This window comes from Pseudomonas sp. RG1 (genome assembly GCF_025910115.1).
GTDB classification, from domain to species: domain Bacteria; phylum Pseudomonadota; class Gammaproteobacteria; order Pseudomonadales; family Pseudomonadaceae; genus Aquipseudomonas; species Aquipseudomonas atacamensis.
On sequence record NZ_JAPCIK010000039.1, the window covers coordinates 1 to 20,184 of the forward strand.

The following is a 20,184-nucleotide window of genomic DNA, read 5'->3' on the forward strand; positions in this document are numbered from 1 at the left end:
CAGGCTCGCTCCCACTTCTGATTTCTGTTGATTGAAAGAATCAGCGATCCGAACGCATCAGCTCGGCAAAACCCTCTTCAGCTGTAAACACCGCCGCGCGATTGCGTCCGGCGTTTTTCGCCTGATACAACGCCGCGTCCGCGCGCTGGATAAACACTTGCGGGCTGTCGTTGCCATGCGGAATAAACGCATAACAGCCCAGGCTCACGGTGAGATAACCGGTCGGCGACCCACTGTGGATGATGTGCTTGTCGATCACGCTACGGCGAATCTGCCCGGCTATCGCCAGCGCGCCGTTGATGTCCGTGTCTGGCAACAGCACGGCAAATTCTTCGCCGCCATAACGCACCGCCAGATCCGACTTGCGCTGGCAGCAGGCCTTCACCACTTGCGCCACCTGCGCCAGGCATTGATCGCCGGCGACATGGCCGTAAGCATCGTTGTAACGCTTGAAGAAATCGATATCGAGCATGATCAGGCTGACCGGGCTGACCTGGCGCGCACCACGAGCAAACTCGATGTCCAGCGAGCGCTCGAACAAGCGCCGATTGGCCAATCCGGTGAGGCTGTCGTGGGTGGCGATCTGCTCCAGCGCCCGTTGCGCCTTGCGCAGATTTTTCTCGATACGCTCGCCGTCGCGCACTTGATGAATGAACACCCAGCCGAACAGGCCAACCCCGAGAATCACCAGCGCGACAATCACGCTGGACTGAAATGCGCGGTCATACCAGCCCTGCAGAATCGTGTCTTGCGACGTCGCAGCAGAGACCACCAGCGGATACGCGGCGAGCTGTCGATAGCCATACAAGCGGGTCACGCCGTCGACCACGGAGTTGAGCATCGCGGTGCCAGCGTTAGCGTTCGGCAGCAAGGTTTGATAGATCTCGCCGTGGGCCACCGAGGTATTGATCAACGACTCATCAAAGGGCCGTCGCGCCAGCAAGGTGCCGTCGGTCAGCGCCAGAAACATGATGCCGCTGTCATCGAGGCTGAAGCTTTTGAAGAACTGATCGAAGTAGGACATGCGGATGCCCGCCATCAGCACGCCCTGAAAGTTGCCGAGCTGGTCGTTGACGCGTCTGGAAATCGGAATGATCCACTCGCCGTTTTCGCGGCTGCGAATCGCTGGGCCGATGTGCGCAACCGTCGAAGCATTCTGCTGATGGAACTTGAAATATTCGCGATCGGCCACACCGTTGCCACGAGGCAGATCGGCAAACGAGGTGATGATCCACTGCCCTTCGCGATCAAAGAGAAAGATGCCATGCAGCTGATCCAGTTGCTGCGCGCGGCGGGCAAAAATCCGCTGCAACCGAGGTCGCTGCGCCGCTCCATAACCATCGTCCTGAATCCAGTCGACCAGGCTGGTCATCACCAGATCCGCCGCCCGCACGGTGTCCTCGGCCTGCTGCGCCATGGCCCGGGTCAGGTTGCCCGAAGCCATTTTCGCCACCGCCAGATCCTGACGCCGCGACTGCTCCAATTGCAGGTACAGCAGACCGCACAGGCACAGGCTCACCGCAACGATAAACAGCACCGCCGCTTTGCGAAGCGGCAACCGTTTGAGCGTGCCGGGGGCCTGATGCGGATCGTGAATGGGGATTGGCAAAAGCATTTCCTGGGCAGGTACGACAGGGGCGCGAGCCCGAAACCCTTGTATGTGTGAGCGTAGCCCACCGGGATGTACCGGGCAAACGCCCGCCTCCCGCCCAGTTATCGGCGTGTCGCGAGTTTGGATGATCGCTTTTCGTCGATTTATTTACGATTGCTTCTTTACGGTTAATCAGTTGTGCAGGGCCAGCCGCCGCATCGCGCTGGTCAGGTGCGCGCGAGCACTTTGCGCATCGCCTTCGCGCATTTGTTCATAGGCGCGCTGCGCAATCGCATGAGGCACCGGTTTCAATTCGCGCTGAGTGGCCATCGCCAGCAGTTGCACCTGCGCGGCGCGTTCCAGGTAATACAGGTCGTCCCAGGCTTCGGCGATGGTCGGCGCAGCGACAATCACACCGTGGTTTTTCAGAAAGAGAATGTCGGCGTCGCCCATAACGCTGGCGATGCGATCGCCTTCGGATGCGTCAAGTGCGAGGCCGTTGTAATCCTCGTCCACCGCTGTGCGTCCGTAAAACTTCAGCGCAGTCTGCCCCAGCCACAGCAGCGGCGGGCCTTGCAACAGGCACAACGCGGTGGCGTGCGGCATGTGCGTATGGAACGCGACTTTTATCCGTGGCAGTTGTTTGTGCAGGCGCGCGTGGATATAGAACGCGGTCGCTTCGGGCTCGCCATCGCCATCGACCACATTGCCGGCGAAGTCACAGACCAGCAGATTTTGCGCGGTCACTTCCGAAAAAGCGTAGCCGTATGGATTGACCAGAAACAGATCATCATGCCCCGGCAGCATCGCCGAAAAATGATTGCAGATGCCCTCCTCCAGCCCATGCAGCGCGGCCAGTTGAAAGCACGCGGCGAGTTCGTTGCGGGCGGTGATGATCGCCTCGGTGTCCAGGTTCAGCGTTGCGCTTGGTCTGGCTTTGCCAGTGCCGCTCAAGATATGAGCCATGGCAATTCTCCTTAGGTCCAGCCGAGGGATTTGAACAGCGGCAGCACTTGATCGAGGCTGGACAGGATCGCGTCGGGGCGATAGTCCGGCAACAACTGACGACCCGTGCCGCGATCGATCCACACGCAACGAAAAACCATGTCCCGCGCCGCCGTGTGATCGAGCATGGGGCTGGCGCAGATGTGCACCACTTCATCCCGGGTCACGCCCAATTGCTCATGAGCGTAGTCGAACAGGCGCGGCGCCGGTTTGTAGGCACCGGCCTGTTGCGCGGTGATCACCCGGTCGATATGGCCGCCGAGTTGCGCGACGTTGCCTGCAATGATCGCGTCGTCGGTGTTGGAGACGATGCACAGCTTGAATCCCATTGCTTTGAGCTGCGCGAGGGTGTCGACCACTTCGGCAAATGGCGGCATGTTCGGGATGGCCGCCGCCAGACGCTGACTGTCCTCGGGCTGGCTCGGCAAGCTCAATTCTTCCAGCGCCAGTTGCAGGCCAAGGGTGCTGAGTTCGCGAAAGGAACGGTGCGGCGGTGTTTGTTCCAGACGATGCTCGTGACGGTCGTAGACTTCGATCAACTTAGTGGCGTCGACTGCGTGCTCGCCCTTGTCGCTGAGCATTTTCTCGACCACGGCTTTCAGTCCTTCATCCCACTGAATCAGCGTGCCGTAGCAATCGAAGGTCAGCCAGTGCGGGCGTGGCGTGTTGTTCAAGGTCATCGGTCGATTCCTCCAGAGTGAGGACTTCAGCTTATGAGCGTGCGGTGATAGTGTGAAATTAAATAAATGCGTGATCGTCATTCGCAAATCAACTATCAGGAACGCCGCCATGCTGGATCTGGAATTGCTGAAAACCTTTGTCTGCGTAGTCGACGAAGGCAGCTTCACCCGCGCAGCCGAACGTGTGCACCGCACGCAATCGACGGTCAGCCAGCAGGTGCGCAAACTCGAAGATCTGGTCGGCCACCCGCTACTCCTGCGCGACCGCAGCGGAGTGAACGTCGCGGTCACCGAACACGGCGAACTGCTGATCCACTATGCGCGCCGGTTACTGGCGCTGTCCGCCGAAGCCACGCAAGCGCTGGCCAGTGACGTCGACCTGGAAGTGCTGCGCATCGGCATGCCGGAAGACTTCGACGCCCGGCGCATGGCACTGATCCTCGCCGGTTTCACCCGCAACCATCCGCAGGCGCGCCTGGAAACCATCAGTGGCATGAGCCTCGACCTGCGCCAACGCCTCGACGCCGGCGACATCGACATTGCCCTGATCAAACGCGAACCCGACAGCGGCCCGGCATGGGCCACCTGGCCGGAACGACTGGTATGGGTCAAAGGCACCGACTTCGACACCTCCAGCGGTGTGCTGCCGCTGGCACTGTTTCCGCAGGGCTGCCTGTACCGACAGCGGGCGATTCGCTTGCTCGATGTGGCGCAGCGACCGTGGCGAGTGGCGTTCGGCAGCCACAGCCTGACCGGGATCCAAGCGGCGGTGGCGTCTGGGTTAGGTGTTTCGGTGTTGCCGGTTTCGGCGCTATTGCCAGAGCATGAGGTGTGTACGGATCTGCCGGAGTTGGCGCCGACGGAACTGGCGCTGGTCAGCCGCGAGGGAGTGTTGAGCGGGTTGCAGCGGGGGCTGGTGGAGTTTTTGCGTGGGGAATTGGGGGTGGATGCGGGGGGATATGCCTGAATCCCCCGAGGATCTTTATTCGGGTTTGTTGATTTCGCGGAGCAGGTCGGCGGTGGGGATGTTCATGGTGTTTGAGTAGTAGCGTGGTTCGTATTCATATTCACATTTCCAAATCCTCAGGCCAAAAAAACAGGCGCTCACGGGAGCGCCTGTTTTCCCTGGCTCATTACGGATGGTTCACCGTACCGGCGGCACCCGAATATCCCCCGCCCGGCACTGCGTCTTCACCCCTTTGCCACACGCGCCGAACTGCAAATCCTTGTCCATGCACACCCGCACTTCCGACAGCTGCGGGCCGCTGCAAACCACCGCAATTCCGTCTTCGGGAATACCCGGATTGGCCTTGCGAAACAGATCGACAATCTCCTGCGCTTCGAAGTAGTACGACGTCGAGCCGAACGGCTGTAACGCCTGCGGAATCTTCACCGCGCCGAGGGCCTGATCGGACTTGTCCAGATAGCCCACCGCGCCAAGACCGCTGCAGGTACCGTGCTTGGACCATTCGTGATCGAGGAGTTTTTTCGTCGGGTACATCGTCAGGCCCTTGCTGGTTTCTGCCGCCGATAGCCTGGTCAGCGGCGGGCAGGATTCTGGCCAGCCGCCTTTGGCGTATTGCGGCCACAAACCGTGCAGGACAAAACCATAACCCTTGCCGGTGCACTGCGCGTCGTCCTTGTGCGACAGACAAAAAGTCGGGGACCAGGACAGCGCCAGCAGGTAGTAGTCGAACACCCCCGCCACCGATTTCGCCTGCGCTTTGTTCGACGCCGGCTGACGCGCCGAACTCATGCCGATGCTACCGGCCGTCAGCGCGATCAGCGCCAGAATTGTAAACAGCTTTTTCATTAACCCGTTCCTTGGGACGCCTGCGTCCGTGGTTTTCGTTGTTGGCCAGACCTGGCCAGTGCTGATTTCGACACGCTTGTATTGCAAGCGCATGACGCAAGGCAAGGCCCTGCGCCGTGCGAAGGTCTACGCTGAACAGGCAGACATCCAACAAGGGAACCGACATGAGTAAAGCAGACGAACTCGCCGCCAGACTCAAGCAGACACGGCATACCCAGGCTGATGCGGCGCTGGAAATCGATTGCTGGCCTGCTCAGGTGTACGACTTGTACCACCGCATCGAAGCCTGGCTACAGCCAGTCACCGAAGTAGGACTGAAGATTCGGCGCAATCCTACGCACGTTTGCGAAAGTTCGCCGGACGGCGAAAGCCACGACTACGCCATCGACCAGTTGGTGATCGAAGCGAACAATCACAGTCTGATTTTCGATCCGATTGCGCGGTTCACCGAGGACGGTTGCGGACGTGTCGAGATCAAGGTGCCGGGGCGCGATCAGTCGTTGCTGCGCACGGTTGACGAGCATGGCGAAAGCCATTGGTGGTTGCAGACTATCGAGACCGGCCAGGAGCTGGATGCGATCGCGCTGACGGAAAACAATCTGCTGCAGGTGGTGCAGCAAGGGTTAAGCCTGTAAGCCGCCCGGGTTAACTGACAAAACTGTAATGTTTGCCTCAGCCAACTGAAAGCCGGGGCTGGCTAGTCTCTCTGTCATGAGCCAGACGGGGATTTCCAGCGCATGCCTTCCATTCTCACAAGACGCACTTTTGTCAAAGGCCTGGCCGCCGGTAGCTTGCTCGGTGGCCTCGGGCTCTGGCGGACACCGGTCTGGGCGCTGAACGGCGCCGCGCCCGTCAACGAACTGAGCGGCAACGAATTCGAGTTGTTCATCGGCGAAACTCCGGTCAATTTCACGGGTTCGGCACGCACAGCGATGACCATCAACGGCAGCCTGCCCGGCCCGCTGTTGCGCTGGCGCGAAGGCGATACCGTGACGCTGCGCGTGCGTAACCGGCTCGCGGCAGACACCTCGATTCACTGGCACGGCATTCTGCTGCCGGCGAACATGGACGGCGTGCCGGGCCTGAGCTTCCACGGCATTGAACCGGGCGGCGTGTACGTCTACCAATTCAAGGTTCGGCAACACGGCACCTACTGGTATCACAGCCATTCCGGGTTACAGGAGCAGGCCGGCGTCTACGGGCCGCTGGTCATTGAGGCCAAGGAGCCGGAACCGTTCCAGTACGATCGCGACTACGTGGTGATGCTCAGCGATTGGACCGACGAAGACCCGGCCAGACTGATGAAGACGCTGAAAAAACAGTCCGACTACTACAACTTCCACAAACGCACCGTCGGCGACTTTATCAACGATGTCGGTGAGAAAGGCTGGGGCGCCACGGTTGCCGATCGCACGATGTGGGCGCAAATGAACATGAACCCCACCGACATCGCCGACGTCAGTGGCGCCACGTACACCTTCTTGATCAACGGCCAGGCCCCCGATAGCAACTTCACCTGGCTGTTCCGTCCCGGCGAAAAACTGCGCCTGCGCCTGATCAACGGCTCGGCCATGACCTATTTCGATGTGCGTATTCCGGGATTGAAAATGACGGTGGTGGCTGCCGATGGCCTGCACGTCAAACCGGTCAGCGTCGATGAACTGCGCATCGCAGTGGCCGAGACCTATGACGTGATCGTTGAACCTGAAACCGAGGCCTACACCCTCTTCGCTCAGGCGATGGATCGCAGCGGTTACGCCCGTGGCACTCTCGCCACACGCGCCGGCATGTCGGCAGCAGTGCCGGCGCTGGATCCGCGTCCGTTGGTGAGCATGGACGACATGGGCATGGGCGGCATGGATCACGGCAGCATGGACATGAGCGCCATGGATCACTCCACCATGGGCCCGATGCAAGCCCATCCCGACAGTGAAAACAATAATCCGCTGGTGGACATGCAGGCCATGATCACCGCGCCAAAGCTCGACGACCCAGGCCTCGGCCTGCGCAACAACGGCCGCCGAGTGCTGACCTACGCCGACCTGCGCAGCACCTTCGAGGACCCGGACGGCCGCGATCCGAGCCGCACGATAGAGCTGCACCTGACCGGCCACATGGAGAAATTCGCCTGGTCGTTCAACGGCATCAAATTCTCCGATGCCGAGCCTCTACGGCTGAAATACGGCGAGCGCATCCGCCTGGTGCTGGTCAACGACACCATGATGACCCACCCGATCCACCTGCACGGGATGTGGAGCGATCTGGAAGACGAAAACGGCAACTTTCAGGTGCGCAAACACACCATCGACATGCCGCCCGGCAGCCGCCGCAGCTATCGCGTCACCGCCGACGCCCTCGGCCGCTGGGCCTATCACTGTCATCTGCTTTATCACATGGAAACGGGCATGTTCCGCGAAGTGCGGGTGGAAGAATGAAGAGGCCGATCATGACTCGACTCAGCGTGTTTTCGCTGCTGCTCGCCGGCACCTCTGCCATGGCTGCCGACGCCATGCACGGCATGGACCACAGCCAGATGCCCGGGATGGATCATTCGGCAATGCAAAGCATGGACGACGGCATGATGCAGCCCGCCGCGCCCAGCGAAAGCCGCACGCCGATTCCGCCCGTGACCGACGCCGACCGCGCTGCGGTGTTCACCAGCCCCGGCGGTCATCAGGTGCATGACAGCGTCATAAACAGCTACTTTCTTGCCGACAAACTCGAATGGCAGAACGCCGATGACGGCAGCGCTTTGGCTTGGGATCTGTCCGGCTGGATCGGCGGGGATACCGATCGGCTGTGGCTGCGCTCTGAAGGCGAGCGCAACAACGGCAAGACTGAAGACGCGGAAATTCAAGCGCTATGGGGCCACGCGATTTCACCATGGTGGGACGTGGTCAGCGGCGTGCGTCAGGACTTCAAACCCGGCGCACCGCAAACCTGGGCCGCGTTCGGCGTGCAAGGCATGGCGCTGTACAACTTCGAGGCCGAAGCCACGGCTTTCCTCGGCGAGGGCGGCCAGAGCGCGGTACGTCTGGAGGGCGACTACGACATCCTGCTGACCAATCGACTGATCCTGCAGCCGACCGCTGAACTGAATATCTACGGCAAAAACGATCCGCAGCGAGGCATCGGCTCAGGGTTGTCCAATACCGAGGCGGGCTTGCGGTTGCGCTATGAAATCCGCCGCGAATTCGCGCCTTACATCGGCGTGACGTGGAATCGCACTTACGGCAACACCGCCGACTACGCCCGCGAAGAAGACGAGGATCGCAGTGAGGCGCGCCTGGTCCTCGGGGTCAGGCTGTGGTTCTGAATTCTTCTAAAAAACAAATCGGAGACCTTGCATGCGCACATTGACCCTGCCCCTGATATTCGCCAGCGGATTGCTCCTGAGCACCCTCGCCCAGGCCCACCCGAAACTGCTTTCGTCAACGCCGGCCGAAGGCGCGGAAGGTGCCGCGCCGAACAGGATCGAGCTGCACTTTTCCGAGAATCTGGTCACGCAATTCTCCGGGGCCAAACTGGTAATGACCGAAATGGGCGGCATGGCTCACTCGCCGATGCCGATGAAAGCCAAGGTCAGCGCCAGCAGCGATCCGAAAACCATGCTGATCACCCCGCTCGCCCCGCTGCCTGCCGGCACCTATCAGGTGCAGTGGCGCGCGGTGTCCGCCGACACGCACCCGATCACCGGTAACGTCACGTTCAAAGTGAAGTGAACAATGGCGGACCTGCTCAACATCATCCTGCGGTTCGCCTTGTATGTGGATTTGCTGCTGTTGTTCGGGCTGGCGTTGTTTGGCTTGTACAGCTTCAACGCGCTGCTGCGGTTCCGTCCGTTGTTGCGCGGCATGGCAGTGACAGGGGCATTGCTGTCAGTGGCCGGGCTGGTGCTGATGACCCGCGCCATGAGTGGCGAAACACAGCTCGCGGCATTGTGGCCACACCTGCAGATGATGCTGCTGGACACGGACGTCGGCCTGGCGTGGGTGCTGCGGATGACAGCGTTGGCCATCGTGGTGATCCGACCGGGTCTTTGGCCAGCGTCGTTGGCAGGCGCCATTGCCCTCGCTTCGCTGGCGTGGAGCGGGCATGGCGCGATGGACGAAGGATGGCTGCGGTTCTGGCACTTTCTCAGCGACATCTTGCACCTGCTTGCGGCGGGAGCGTGGTTGGGTGCCTTGCTGGCGCTGGTGTTGATGGCGAGCGGGCGGATCGGTGACACACGCCTTCGCCTGCTCGCCGGTGCAGTGAAACGCTTCGAATGGGTGGGCGCGGTGATCGTGCTGACGGTGTCGGTCACCGGCGTGATGAATTATCTTTTCATCGTCGGCCCAAGGCTCGACGGAGTGCTGTTCGGTACCTACGGGCAGCTGCTGGCGATCAAGGTGCTGGCGTTTGCCGTGATGCTGGTGCTCGCTGCGTTGAACCGCTTTCATCTTGGACCGTCACTGCAACAATCGCTGCGCGACGGCCAGCACCTCATCGCCGCGAACGCGCTGCGGCGCAGTGTCGTAATGGAGTTGGCCCTTGCCCTGCTGATCGTGGCGCTGGTGGCGTGGCTGGGCACATTGAGTCCGGACCCGGGATGACACCCGTGGAAGGCTTTCACTACACTGGGCCACCTTCCCTTTCAGAAGCCCGATCTCAATGACAACACTAAAAAGCACGATGATCCTCGGCGGCCTGCTGACCCTGGCGACTGGCGCTCACGCCGACCCCGCCACGTCCCACCTCGACAGCATTCAGCAACAAGGCCAGTTGCGCGTCTGCACTACCGGCGACTACAAGCCCTACACCTTCAAGCGCAGCGACGGCGACTTCGAAGGCATCGACATCAGCATGGCCCGCTCTCTGGCCGACAGCCTCGGCGTCAAGGTGCAATGGGTGCAGACCACTTGGAAAACCCTGATGCCCGACATGCAGGCCGGCAAATGCGACATCGGCATGGGCGGCATCTCGGTCACACTGGAACGGCAGAAAAAAGCCTACTTCAGCAACACCCTCGACACTGACGGCAAGATCCCGCTGGTGCGCTGCGCCGACCAGTCCAAATACCAGACCATCGACCAGATCAACCAGGCCAACGTGCGCCTGGTGGAACCTGCCGGCGGCACCAACGAAGCCTTCGTCCACGCCTTCCTGCCCAAGGCGCAACTGGCCTTGCACGACAACGTGACGATCTTCCAGCAACTGCTCGACAACAAAGCCGACGTGATGATCACCGACGCCTCGGAAGCGCTGTATCAGCAGAAACTCAAACCGGGGTTGTGCGCTGTGAATCCGCATAAGTACATGCAGTACGGGGAGAAGGCTTACTTGCTGCCGCGCGATGACATGAGTTGGAAACTGTATGTCGATCAGTGGCTGCACTTGAGCAAGGTCACTGGCAAGTATCAGCAGACGTTGGGTGAGTGGATTGCGGTGCCGCAATAAGCCACTGAACCCGGCCACCGCGCGCGTTTAGGGAACGGTTCGCTCAATGCACGCGGTGTCGGGAATCTGAACGTGCTCAAACTGAATGCATTCCTGGCCGGCCTGCTGTTCGGCGTCGGTTGGGGGATAGCCGGCATCTGCCCTGGCCCGGCAGTGACCATCCTGTTGACGGGCCACTGGCAGGCAATGGTTTTCGTATTGGCGATGCTCGCAGGCATGGGTTTATTTACGCTGCTGGAAACCCGACGCAACCCGTGACCGCAGAACAACCGGCATTCAGGCGCATGGCACCGACGGCAGTCAGTGTCGGTGGCGGTCAATGTTTTGCATAAGAGCGCGGATTGGATGATCTCCCCAGCCACGCACTCGTCGAGATCTGCGCCAACGATTTGAACGAGGGCCTGGCAAACCAGTAGCCCTGCATCAGATAAATGCCGCAATCGGCGAGAAAGTCTCTTTCCTCGGCATTTTCTATGCCCTCGGCGATCACTTCCACGCCCAACTCTCTGCACATGTTGACCACGTTGCGCACGATGGTCTGGCGTACGCGGTCACGGTGAATATTGCGGATCAGCGCCATATCCAGCTTGATCAGGTCCGGTTGAAAATCCGCCAACAAGTTAAGGCCGGAATAGCCTGCGCCAAAGTCGTCGATGGCCGTCTTGAAACCAAACTCACGATACTCACGCAAGATATTCATCAAGTGTTTGTTGCTTTCAACGTGCTCGCCTTCCACGGCTTCGAAGATCAGCCGCTCCAGCGGAAAGCCGTATGTGCGCGCCGCTTCCAATGTGCTGCGAATACACATCTCCGGCCGGTAAACGGCATTCGGCAGAAAGTTGATCGACAGGTACTGCGTCATGCCTAAGTCAGCCGCGGTGGAAATTGCCCGCACTCGACACAGTTGATCGAATCGGTAACGGTTCTGATCGTCCACCTGCTCGAGGACAGACAAGGCGCCTTCGCCGTTCACGCCGCGAACCAACGCTTCATGGGCAAACGTCGTTTGATCGCGCAGGTCCACAATGGGCTGGAAAGCGAAGGCGAAATCCATCTCTGGCACACCTTTGTTTCTACAGCCCTGGCAGCCACCGGGAGACGCGAATGATTTTGGAAAGTCGGTCATGACACCCCTGATAACGGGTTGTAACCTTCCATGGTGATAAATGATCAGTTGCAGGATTGCGTCATCTGCAAACCAGGCAACAACTGCAGCCCTGCGGCGCCTGAATATGCAAAGGCGCCGCGTGCTCGACGTTAAATGGTCAGGTGCGGAAATGCGCGGTCATTCGCTGCAGGTCCTGCCCCAGTGACGCCAACTCAATCGTCGCCGCCGCACTTTCTTCGCTGGCGACAGCCGACTGGTCAGCCACATCACGCACACTGACAATGCTGCGGTTGATTTCGTCGGCCACGGCACTTTGCTGCTCGGCGGCGGCCGAGATCTGCAGACTCATTTCCTGAATCGTACCGATGGACTGATTGATCTCGGTAATCGCCAATTCGGCCTTCTGCGCCAGTACCACCGTATCGAGGGTGCGTTCGCGGCTTGAGGTCATCAGCGTCGCGGCCGCTTGCGTGCCTTGTTGCAGAGTGACGATCAGCGCTTCGATTTCCTTGGTCGAGTCCTGCGTGCGCTGTGCCAGCGAGCGCACTTCGTCTGCCACCACAGCAAAACCACGACCCTGCTCACCCGCCCGCGCGGCCTCAATAGCGGCGTTCAACGCGAGCAGATTGGTCTGCTCGGCGACGGCTTTGATCACATCGATGACTTTGCCGATCTGCTCGCTGTCCTGAGTCAGCACGTTCATCGCACCGCCCAACTCCTCAATGGCCATGGCAAGTTCGCTGATCTGCACCGTCGCCTGCTTGACCACCGTGCTGCCGTGGCGCGCCTGCTGATCGGCGAGGGTCGCGGCAGCGGAGGCATCGGTGGTGTTACGCGCAACTTCCTGCACCGTCGAAGCCATTTCGTGCATCGCCGTGGCAACTTGATCCACTTCACTTTTTTGCTGACGTACACCTGCGCTGGTCTGCTCGCTCATAGCCGAGAGCTTTTCCGCAGAGGTGGAAATCTGCGTGACGCCATTGCCGATACCTTGCACCAGCGTGTTCAGGTTCTGCGCCATCTCCTGCATCGCATTTTGCAGATCGCCCAACTCATCTTTGCGCGCAGACCTGGCCTGGACCGTCAGGTCGCCTTTGGCAATCCGTCGCGCCAGATCAACCGTCAGCGCCAGCGGCGCAGTAATCTGGCGCGAGATGACCACCGAAGCCAACAGCCCGATCACCAGCGCCAGCGCAGTCAATACCGCCATCTGAATAAAAGCCGAATGCTGATCCTCATGTGCAAGGCGCTGCTGGGTGTCCATCAGGCCACTCATGATCTTGTCCATCGCCTTGCTTTCCTGGTCGACCTGCTCGCGCATGTTCTGCTTCTGCTCAAACAGCCCGGCCACTTCCACCAGTACTTCGCGATAACGCCGCATGCCGGCGTGGGCTTCTTCCAGTTGGCTCGACAGCGCCGTCGGCAGGCTGGTGCGCGCCTTGCTGATATCACTCAAGAAGGTATCGATGGTTTCCATCAGCAGTTTTTTGTTCACGTCGTTGGGCACCGCAATGTAACGACGCAACATCAGGCGAAACGTGGTCATGCCATTGCGCAAGTCGGCCACCGTACGCAGCTCCCGAACGCGTTCACCATCGGCAGACGCCAGTGCACTGGTCGTGGTGCCTTCAAGCATGCCGGCAAAAGTTTGCGCGTACTTGTCCGACAGCGCCGTCAGCGGTTTCAACGCATCCGTGGTCGACTGGTCGGCAGCGATCAGCCGTTTGACCTTCTGGTCGTAGGCAACAATCGTGGTTTGCAACGCCTTCAGGGCTTGCTGGTTTTCAGCGCGGGTCAAGGTGTCCAGCGCCTTGCCCACAAGGCCCTGCAAGACATTCAACTGCGCGTTATAGGACTCGGCGAACGCTGCGTCAGCGGCGGCTTCGTACTGTTTCTCGGACAGACGCATATTTTGCGTAGCGTCATTCAACGTGCCGATCAGACGCGTCGTACTCAAGCGATCAACCAGCACGCTGTTGCTGTTATAGCCAATGAAGGCAACCGCCAAAACGGCCAGCAGAAGAATGCCGAAGCCGGTTCCCAGCTTGCGGGAAACTTTGATGTCACCGAGGAAATTCGATGCTACTGCCATATTCAGCCTCAAACGTCCTGACGCGAACCGCCAGGCATAAAAATTGATCTCCGGTAACCACAGTCACCGTCCAGACATTCGGGGGTCGTCATCCAGGGCGGAATACGGGACGCTCCAGCTGTCCCGGAAATGCAAATGCCGATGCTGTTGAAGCGTCGAAAAGAGACCCGACGCGAGCACCGGCAGACAAATCCATCACGTCGCAACAGAGCATATGCAGGCTGGATTTATCGTTTCAGCAAAGGTGTCTGGAGGGATGCTATTAATTTTGCGAAAACTTGTACAACTTTATATTTTTGTATAATCGTTGAACTTTTTGCGCGGCGTGATGACGCATTGCCATCATGATTTGTGGCACATCGCTACTGCCGTGAAACGGGGGCTGAAAATGCGCATTCAAATGCTTGGCGACTCAATCCTTTACCAGGTGGGAATGGCAATACGCCTACCAGTCGTGGCCTCGCGCAAGCACGGGACTCAATAGAGACAATCCCCATCTGACGCCGGAGCACCTGCTCGATAAAGTTGCTGGAGCTATCAAGATCCTCGGCCAGCAATCCAGATCGCGTAGTCCGTTTCCGGGGCGAAAATGTGGCTGTCTTGGTAGACTTGCACTCCATTCCGCCGGATGCGATGTAGCGCATAGCTGCCATCGCCAGTTTTCATGTCCTGACAGCTGCCATAACCGAAAGTGGTACGCATTGGCTTCGAATGGGTACATCGTACCAACCAGATCTCGAAAACCCTTGAAAACGCCCAAAAGCACGCCGAAAACACGTTGAGTAAAATGGTCCAGAATCAGAGCTTCAGCCCGGTAAACTCCATGCCTGAGCCGTCCCGACGCTTCAGTGTGGCCCCCATGATGGATTGGCACGGCTAATTCTACAGGCCTGCAAACACGTGGCTTTCAGCGCAATCAAATAAACCTCGTACCAATTTCGTACCAACCGTCTGCCGTTTACTGCCCTGGCGGAGCGAGCAGCGTTCCTCCCGCATCAATCGCAAGCATGCCTGTCGCACCAATCCCCAGCACTTCCTACAAACGTCTCCGTACGGGCGGAAAAGACCTGCGTGAGAGCGTTTGTTCATCATCTGCGTAAGTGAGCTGCGCGGCCATCGGCTGACCCGCCTTATAGGTGATGCCCTTTTTCGGGTAAGGCATCGGAAAAAGGTAATTTTGGTAAGCCTAACGATCAATCGGGCTGAGAGCCTTGATTTTACTGGACGGCAAAGGATCGGCATGAAGTAATTTTTGAGTAATGTAGAAGTAAGGTAATTACCTTTAGAAGTAATATCTGTTTTTATGAATCTCTCATAAATCAACCACTTACAGCCACATTACCTTTTTCATTACTCAAAATTACTTTTCGAAGTAAGCCAGCAAAGCCAATGAATACGGGGCTTTCGCCGGTGCCCCGATATTCGAATTACCACATTACTTTTTTCCGATGGCGTTCCTGAAAAAACCCGCATAGAAAGATTTCGTCGACCTGCCTTCCGCTTCGCCAGGTCCGTCCTGTCAGACACCCACCCTTCGCAGGGATCCGCAGGCTTTTTAACCTTCGACGCCACTACTACAGCGCCCGGCTGTGGGGGCGCTTGGCCGGGTGCAGGACTGCGGAAAAAAAGACCCATTTAGCCCGCAGGCGAGGTGGGGGGACGACAGCGCGCGCCAAGGAGAGGATCACTAATCCGAGAAAATCAGATGAGAGGCCAGTGAACAGGAATGAAATCAAAAGGCCACTTCGTATATAGTCGGACGCTTTGCTGGACGGCTCTAGATCCGTTAGGCCGGTGGACTCGCTCATGGATAGCTTCGATGCCAAAAAATCCTTATAAGAAAATCGCTTTACAAGCCAAACATATTCCAGACTGCTTAGCGCGAAATGGAGCAACTGTAGTTGGTATTGATAAAGCCAAGGAAAGTCCACACATTTACGAGTACTCATTCAATGAAAAGACCCACAAATTCAGTCTTTTCATACTTGGCAATGGTGCATATACCATTGGCGAATGCACTGGTTATTGCAAAGACACCTTCAAGCACTTCGCTGACAAAATAGCTAACGAATGTGCTGCAGATGACACCCCATTTAATTACTCAAAATCCAACCTCTCCGATAGAGCGGATGAAATAATTGGATTTCTTGAGAATGGAGGCGCGATAATTGAAGAGGACGTGACAGATGCAACCGGCAGAAGAATTCGTTTACGCGGCCCTGAAAAAGACACTCTAACAATAAAAATACATACAAATAAAACCGTCCAATTTCAGGGCAAGCGCTTAGATCTTTCGACGAAACTGTCGGACTATTTGAGCAACATTTTGGCTCTTGATGATGTGCTTCAAAGCCAAATAGAAATTTTCTCCATTTCGCTAACTGTTAAACAAGTAAAAGATGAGCTTTCGGAAAAAATACCAGCCGCGTGCTCCTATATAAACGAAGCGGTCAGAATTCAGATGTCCTCCTCGCTCACACTTACCAAAGTTGACGTGGAAATTGAAGACCATTCTTATATCGCCTTTCCTGCTCTACGCGGACTAGAAGGCTTTATAAAATGCGTGCTAAAAGAAGTGGGCTACACTATAAAAGCCAAAGATGGGTTTGGAGAATACTTTGATCACGCAGCGCTGCGAAAAGACCATGCCAGCCACGTCGGTACCGTAAAAGCGAAAATTCTGAACCAATGCTATGCTTACTGGTCACATCAACGGCATAGGCTTTTTCACATGGATAATGTCGACACGCAGACCACACGTCGATTGAATGCTCAGGAAGCACGAGATATCGTAAATCATGTATTCGAGCTTATTGAAGAGTCATCAAAAACCTTACTTCGCGAGAAAGCATGAACAACTATCTTTGCACATTCGCCGAGACCCCAACCCCAGACGTGAGGGCAGTTGTATTTGCAATCTGCCCGCAAAACCCGTTTGATGAATTAAAAAAAATCGAACGAACGTTATGCAAGAGCAAAATAAAAGGAAAAATTCTTTTCGACATGTTACTCGCGAACGGATCGAGGACAAATAGATTTTTTATAGCCGACTTCGACGGGCAGCATATAGCCTTAAAAACTCTTAAAAATGCAGACGACAATTACTCTTCGTTTTCTGAGTACTGCACCTTAACTCTAAGCAAAAACACTAATCACTTGGATGACTCACTTTTGAGTAACGCAATGAAGTACGCACTTAGAATCGGCACACCTTTCTAAAATATTCCAAACTCGAAAACGGTACATCAAAAGCCCACTGACTGTAGGCTTCGTCAATATACGCCCCTGCAAGCTCACTCAGTTCCGAATACCTACTTCACTCTCCCAAAATACTTTCATATTTTTTGAAAGCTATGATTTCATCTCCGACCAGCTCATTCAATTGGCACATACGTGCTTGGATGGGTTCCAACTCGTTGCACGCATAAATCTGCGCGGCTTCACGTATTGATCCGAACCCCCCAGCATTGTGAGGGACGATGCCCATCAACTGCGGCGGAATGCGCAGACTCGCCAGCACATCATCCCGCGTCTGATTCTTGATCGAGTTAAATTCGTCCTTCGCCGCCACCTCGCTGACGGGGATCAGTTGAATCCCATCCTTCTTGCCTGTCGGCGAGTAGACGAACAAATTGCGGAAATTGCCTGGCCCCTTCGATTCCTTCAGAGCCTTGCGCAACGCGTCAATGTCCGCCTCGGTCTGCGCCGCATCTGTCATGTACAAGATGAACCCGGCATGACTTCCGTTCTCGTAATATTTGCGCCGAAACAACGTCGCCGATTCGTTCAGTAGCGCCGACTGCAACGCGCTGATCCACTCCGGCAGTCCATAAATCTCCTGATGCAGATCCGCCTCGCGCAAATGAAAAATGCTATCCGGCTCAAACGCATGCTCATCCTTCCATCCACGTACCTGGTAAAACTGGCCGTCCGGCCCCGCGCGCATGTACTTGGCCAACGGCGTCTCCAGCTTCCGAACTCCACCCAACCTCGAACGCCGGCCTTCCAGATAACCATTGCCCAGGCAAAGGAAGTCCAACGCAAACTGCTCAAACGAAGCCCGCGACAACAGCGGATGCGGGATAAACGTCTTGCTCAACAGGTTGCGCTTGAACATCAACCCGGAATGCAGATGCACGCTCGCCCCAACCGACCGGGCCAGCCCGTCCAGCGACAGCGGCGGCTCATACCACCGCCCGTTGAACCAGCACTCCAGATAGTCGAAAACCTCACGACCACCCAGCACCGGCGTCGGCTCGCCGAAGGAAAACACCTGCGTCCCGGCGCCGGTGGCGGGTGTGGTCGCTGGCAACGTCTGGTTGGCCATTTGTTCATTCATCAGTAAATCTCCATACGCCCGGTGTTGGCAGTGGTCTGCCCCTCAAGCGGTTGGTTACCTCAATCCAGTCCCACCTCTCCTCGGAGACCCTTTCGCCATTTTCCGGTAACCTTTCAGCACCCAGGCCAGTCCTGGCGTAAGTCAATGGACGATGGAAACAAGGATGATATTGAATGATTTCCTCTGCACGATTAGGCGACAAACACGTCTGCCCATTACCAGGTCACGGCACTACCCCGATCGCCTCCGCCAGCGGTGACGTAAACATCAATTTCATGGGCTCTGCTCGAGTCGGTGATACGTGTGGTTGCGGAGCGGTGATTACAACAGGCTTCCCATCTATTCAGGTCAACGGTCGCCCAATGGCCCACTTGGGCAGTCCGACCAGTCACGGCGGCACAGTCATAACCGGATCAGGTGACGTCGGTGGCGGCTTCGTGATGGGGGACGCAGGCGGTGCAACGATCATCAATTTCATGGCGCTCGGAGCCTTCCGCCCCGACGGATCCCTGGACGATGAGAAGATGGCAACGTTGCTGGCCGACCCGAAACTCACTGAAAAAGCCAAAGCAGCAAATGCTCTGGTTGAGCCAAAGTCCGCCGCAAAGCAGCCTGATAAAAAAACCGAAGAGAAACCCGAGCCAAAAGCCGCACCCGCTGCCTGTAAAGACCCGGACATGATGGAGCAACTGGCGACTTACATCGCGGCCGAGATGAACACCAACATAAATAGCCCAGCCGTTCGCCAGATGAAGGAACTGAACAGCTACGACGCACATGCAAAAACCAAGGAATACATGGCACTGCCCTTTTACCTTCAGCTCGGTCCCAAGCCAGACTTCTATAGCTTGGCGCTGGGAATGAAGGCAAAGGCTCTGGCTATCTGGACTGAGCGGGTTGGCCAGAATCGCCCATGGGACCACAAACCGATCATCCGCAGGACTATCGGGGGCGTTTGGCACAAGCAGGGAGAGTACGATTACTTCTACGATATTTGGTCGAACATTCATTACGGCTATGTGGGCAGGGCTGGCGGCCTATCCGAAAGTGCATTACTGGATGGTGCAGGTGGCGAGCAGATCGTTTCTGACGCTTTACGAAAAGCCCAGGAGGTCGTAACGAAACCAAAAGAACAGTGGGAGCTACCCGGCCCAAACCGTTCAGGCAATGTCGACGGTTTGAGAGCGTGGGACGATGCGCCCGACCGAATATCCATCAGTATCGGCGTGAAGCTCTATCGCCAACATCCCAATGCGGGCATTACCGCCAAAATGATCATGGATCAGGTGCTTGCAGTGCCCTCTAAAGAATGGGGAAAAGGAATCAAACTACATGAATGCAAATAAAACCAGACGCCGGTATGGGCGCTGGATCCTTCTGGCGCTCATTGCTCTTCCAATCGCTGTCTGGTACCTCGGCTCCCCCGTCGTAGCGGTCAATTTTTCCCCGAACAGTGAGGGAGAATTTCACTACGTTTGGAACACCCAGGACAGGATTCATAGAGGCGATATCAAGCATGGTGGCGCAGCCGTCGAGTTCGGCTACCTATTTCCTGATGACGATTTTTTCATGATGTTTGATTGGTGGACTGATAAAGGTTTTCAGAGGTGCATCGACATCAGCCCCAAATGGGGCCGAACCATTGATATTTATCTGGATGCAACAGGCAGGATCGATATTGCTAAAACCGGCCCGGACGTTATTGCTCGAATAAAACAATGCACTGGCGAACCTGACCCTTTCCGACCATGAGTTAGCCGTGAGCTCTCATGGAACAGCAAGTAGGCCACATCGATCGTCATAGATGGGGCGGCAGCGCCCAATCTACTCCGAGAATGTCATTCAGTCTTTCCAGCGCAACCAAGACTGGACGTAAGTGCAGCCATAGATGCACTCGAATCCTGCGTTATCGCCCGCTTGAGCGCCCGCTCATCCAGCTCTGATCCGCGCTCGTGTAGTTCGTTTCCGGGGCGCAAATCTCGCTCTCTTGGTAGACTTGCACTCCATTCCGCCTGATGTGGTGCTGCGCGGTGTAACGCACAGCTCACATTCGCCAGTTTTCGAGTCCCGACAACTGCCATAACCGAAAGTGGTACGCATTGAGTTCGAATGGGTAC

18 protein-coding genes and 3 pseudogenes are annotated in these 20,184 nt (G+C 57.1%); 12 read left to right on the top strand and 9 right to left on the bottom strand.

The features are described from left to right. Positions 1–40: 40 nt before the first annotated feature. The 3 genes from OK411_RS18980 to OK411_RS18990 all read right to left on the bottom strand — a co-directional run bounded on the left by OK411_RS18980 (position 41) and on the right by OK411_RS18990 (position 3,276). Positions 41–1,609, bottom strand: a complete 1,569-nt coding sequence (locus OK411_RS18980) for a sensor domain-containing diguanylate cyclase (RefSeq protein ID WP_264365526.1) — start codon at positions 1,607–1,609, stop codon at positions 41–43. Between the two features lie 174 nt (positions 1,610–1,783). After that, positions 1,784–2,557 (bottom strand): aldolase, encoded by a 774-nt coding sequence (locus tag OK411_RS18985; protein WP_125918365.1) that lies wholly within the window; start codon positions 2,555–2,557, stop codon positions 1,784–1,786. 11 nt (positions 2,558–2,568) lie between these two features. Continuing rightward, entirely contained in the window at positions 2,569–3,276 is a 708-nt protein-coding gene (locus OK411_RS18990) for a haloacid dehalogenase type II (RefSeq protein WP_264365527.1), read from the bottom strand. A 109-nt stretch (positions 3,277–3,385) separates the two neighbouring features. On the opposite strand from OK411_RS18990, the gene OK411_RS18995 reads away from it, so the two are divergent. Beyond that, positions 3,386–4,243, top strand: coding sequence for a LysR substrate-binding domain-containing protein (locus OK411_RS18995; RefSeq protein ID WP_264365528.1), 858 nt, complete (start codon positions 3,386–3,388; stop codon positions 4,241–4,243). Between the two features lie 177 nt (positions 4,244–4,420). Here the strand turns inward: OK411_RS18995 and OK411_RS19000 are convergent, their stop codons facing one another. Then, positions 4,421–5,089 (bottom strand): ribonuclease T2, encoded by a 669-nt coding sequence (locus tag OK411_RS19000; RefSeq protein WP_264365529.1) that lies wholly within the window; start codon positions 5,087–5,089, stop codon positions 4,421–4,423. Between the two features lie 164 nt (positions 5,090–5,253). Here OK411_RS19000 and OK411_RS19005 point away from each other — a divergent pair, with 164 nt between their 5' ends. The 7 genes and pseudogenes from OK411_RS19005 to OK411_RS19035 all read left to right on the top strand — a co-directional run. Then, positions 5,254–5,724, top strand: a complete 471-nt coding sequence (locus OK411_RS19005; protein ID WP_071173016.1) for a hypothetical protein — start codon at positions 5,254–5,256, stop codon at positions 5,722–5,724. Positions 5,725–5,826: 102 nt separating this feature from the next. Further along, positions 5,827–7,524, top strand: coding sequence for a copper resistance system multicopper oxidase (locus tag OK411_RS19010; protein ID WP_136493809.1), 1,698 nt, complete (start codon positions 5,827–5,829; stop codon positions 7,522–7,524). Positions 7,525–7,535: 11 nt separating this feature from the next. Beyond that, a complete protein-coding gene (locus OK411_RS19015; protein WP_051600759.1) occupies positions 7,536–8,405 on the top strand; it encodes a copper resistance protein B in 870 nt (289 codons plus the stop codon). Between the two features lie 31 nt (positions 8,406–8,436). Then, positions 8,437–8,811, top strand: a complete 375-nt coding sequence (copC, locus tag OK411_RS19020) for a copper homeostasis periplasmic binding protein CopC (protein ID WP_137214691.1) — start codon at positions 8,437–8,439, stop codon at positions 8,809–8,811. Between the two features lie 3 nt (positions 8,812–8,814). After that, entirely contained in the window at positions 8,815–9,684 is an 870-nt protein-coding gene (gene copD / locus OK411_RS19025; protein ID WP_264365530.1) for a copper homeostasis membrane protein CopD, read from the top strand. 58 nt (positions 9,685–9,742) lie between these two features. Further along, positions 9,743–10,528 carry a transporter substrate-binding domain-containing protein gene (locus OK411_RS19030; RefSeq protein ID WP_217878565.1) on the top strand — a complete coding sequence of 262 codons (786 nt, stop codon included), beginning with the start codon at positions 9,743–9,745 and terminating at the stop codon, positions 10,526–10,528. 102 nt (positions 10,529–10,630) lie between these two features. Next, positions 10,631–10,786, top strand: a pseudogene (locus OK411_RS19035) (DUF6691 family protein); the annotation flags it as partial. A 58-nt stretch (positions 10,787–10,844) separates the two neighbouring features. Here the strand turns inward: OK411_RS19035 and OK411_RS19040 are convergent. The 4 genes and pseudogenes from OK411_RS19040 to OK411_RS19050 form a co-directional block, all read right to left on the bottom strand. Then, entirely contained in the window at positions 10,845–11,654 is an 810-nt protein-coding gene (locus OK411_RS19040) for an EAL domain-containing protein (RefSeq protein WP_071173021.1), read from the bottom strand. 139 nt (positions 11,655–11,793) lie between these two features. Then, positions 11,794–12,666 carry a methyl-accepting chemotaxis protein gene (locus OK411_RS27190; protein WP_370695147.1) on the bottom strand — a complete coding sequence of 291 codons (873 nt, stop codon included), beginning with the start codon at positions 12,664–12,666 and terminating at the stop codon, positions 11,794–11,796. Beyond that, positions 12,652–13,728 (bottom strand): annotated as a pseudogene (locus tag OK411_RS27195) (methyl-accepting chemotaxis protein); the annotation flags it as partial. The pseudogene OK411_RS27195 and the gene OK411_RS27190, both read right to left, overlap by 15 nt. Before the next feature lie 420 nt (positions 13,729–14,148). Beyond that, positions 14,149–14,285, bottom strand: a pseudogene (locus tag OK411_RS19050) (Lrp/AsnC family transcriptional regulator); the annotation flags it as partial. Between the two features lie 1,262 nt (positions 14,286–15,547). On the opposite strand from OK411_RS19050, the gene OK411_RS19055 reads away from it, so the two are divergent. Then, positions 15,548–16,582 (top strand): type II toxin-antitoxin system RnlA family toxin, encoded by a 1,035-nt coding sequence (locus OK411_RS19055; protein ID WP_264365531.1) that lies wholly within the window; start codon positions 15,548–15,550, stop codon positions 16,580–16,582. Next, a complete protein-coding gene (locus OK411_RS27200) occupies positions 16,579–16,947 on the top strand; it encodes a type II toxin-antitoxin system RnlB family antitoxin (protein ID WP_413694518.1) in 369 nt (122 codons plus the stop codon). The genes OK411_RS19055 and OK411_RS27200 overlap by 4 nt, the downstream gene beginning before the upstream one ends. 97 nt (positions 16,948–17,044) lie before the next feature. Here OK411_RS27200 and OK411_RS19060 read toward each other — a convergent pair whose 3' ends face one another. Continuing rightward, positions 17,045–18,055 (bottom strand): phage portal protein, encoded by a 1,011-nt coding sequence (locus OK411_RS19060; RefSeq protein ID WP_264365553.1) that lies wholly within the window; start codon positions 18,053–18,055, stop codon positions 17,045–17,047. A gap of 185 nt (positions 18,056–18,240) precedes the next feature. On the opposite strand from OK411_RS19060, the gene OK411_RS19065 reads away from it, so the two are divergent. Next, complete coding sequence (locus OK411_RS19065; protein WP_264365532.1) at positions 18,241–19,413, top strand: polymorphic toxin type 44 domain-containing protein; 1,173 nt, start codon at positions 18,241–18,243, stop codon at positions 19,411–19,413. Next, a complete protein-coding gene (locus tag OK411_RS19070; RefSeq protein WP_016775446.1) occupies positions 19,400–19,819 on the top strand; it encodes a hypothetical protein in 420 nt (139 codons plus the stop codon). The genes OK411_RS19065 and OK411_RS19070 overlap by 14 nt, the downstream gene beginning before the upstream one ends. Positions 19,820–20,184: the final 365 nt, after the last annotated feature.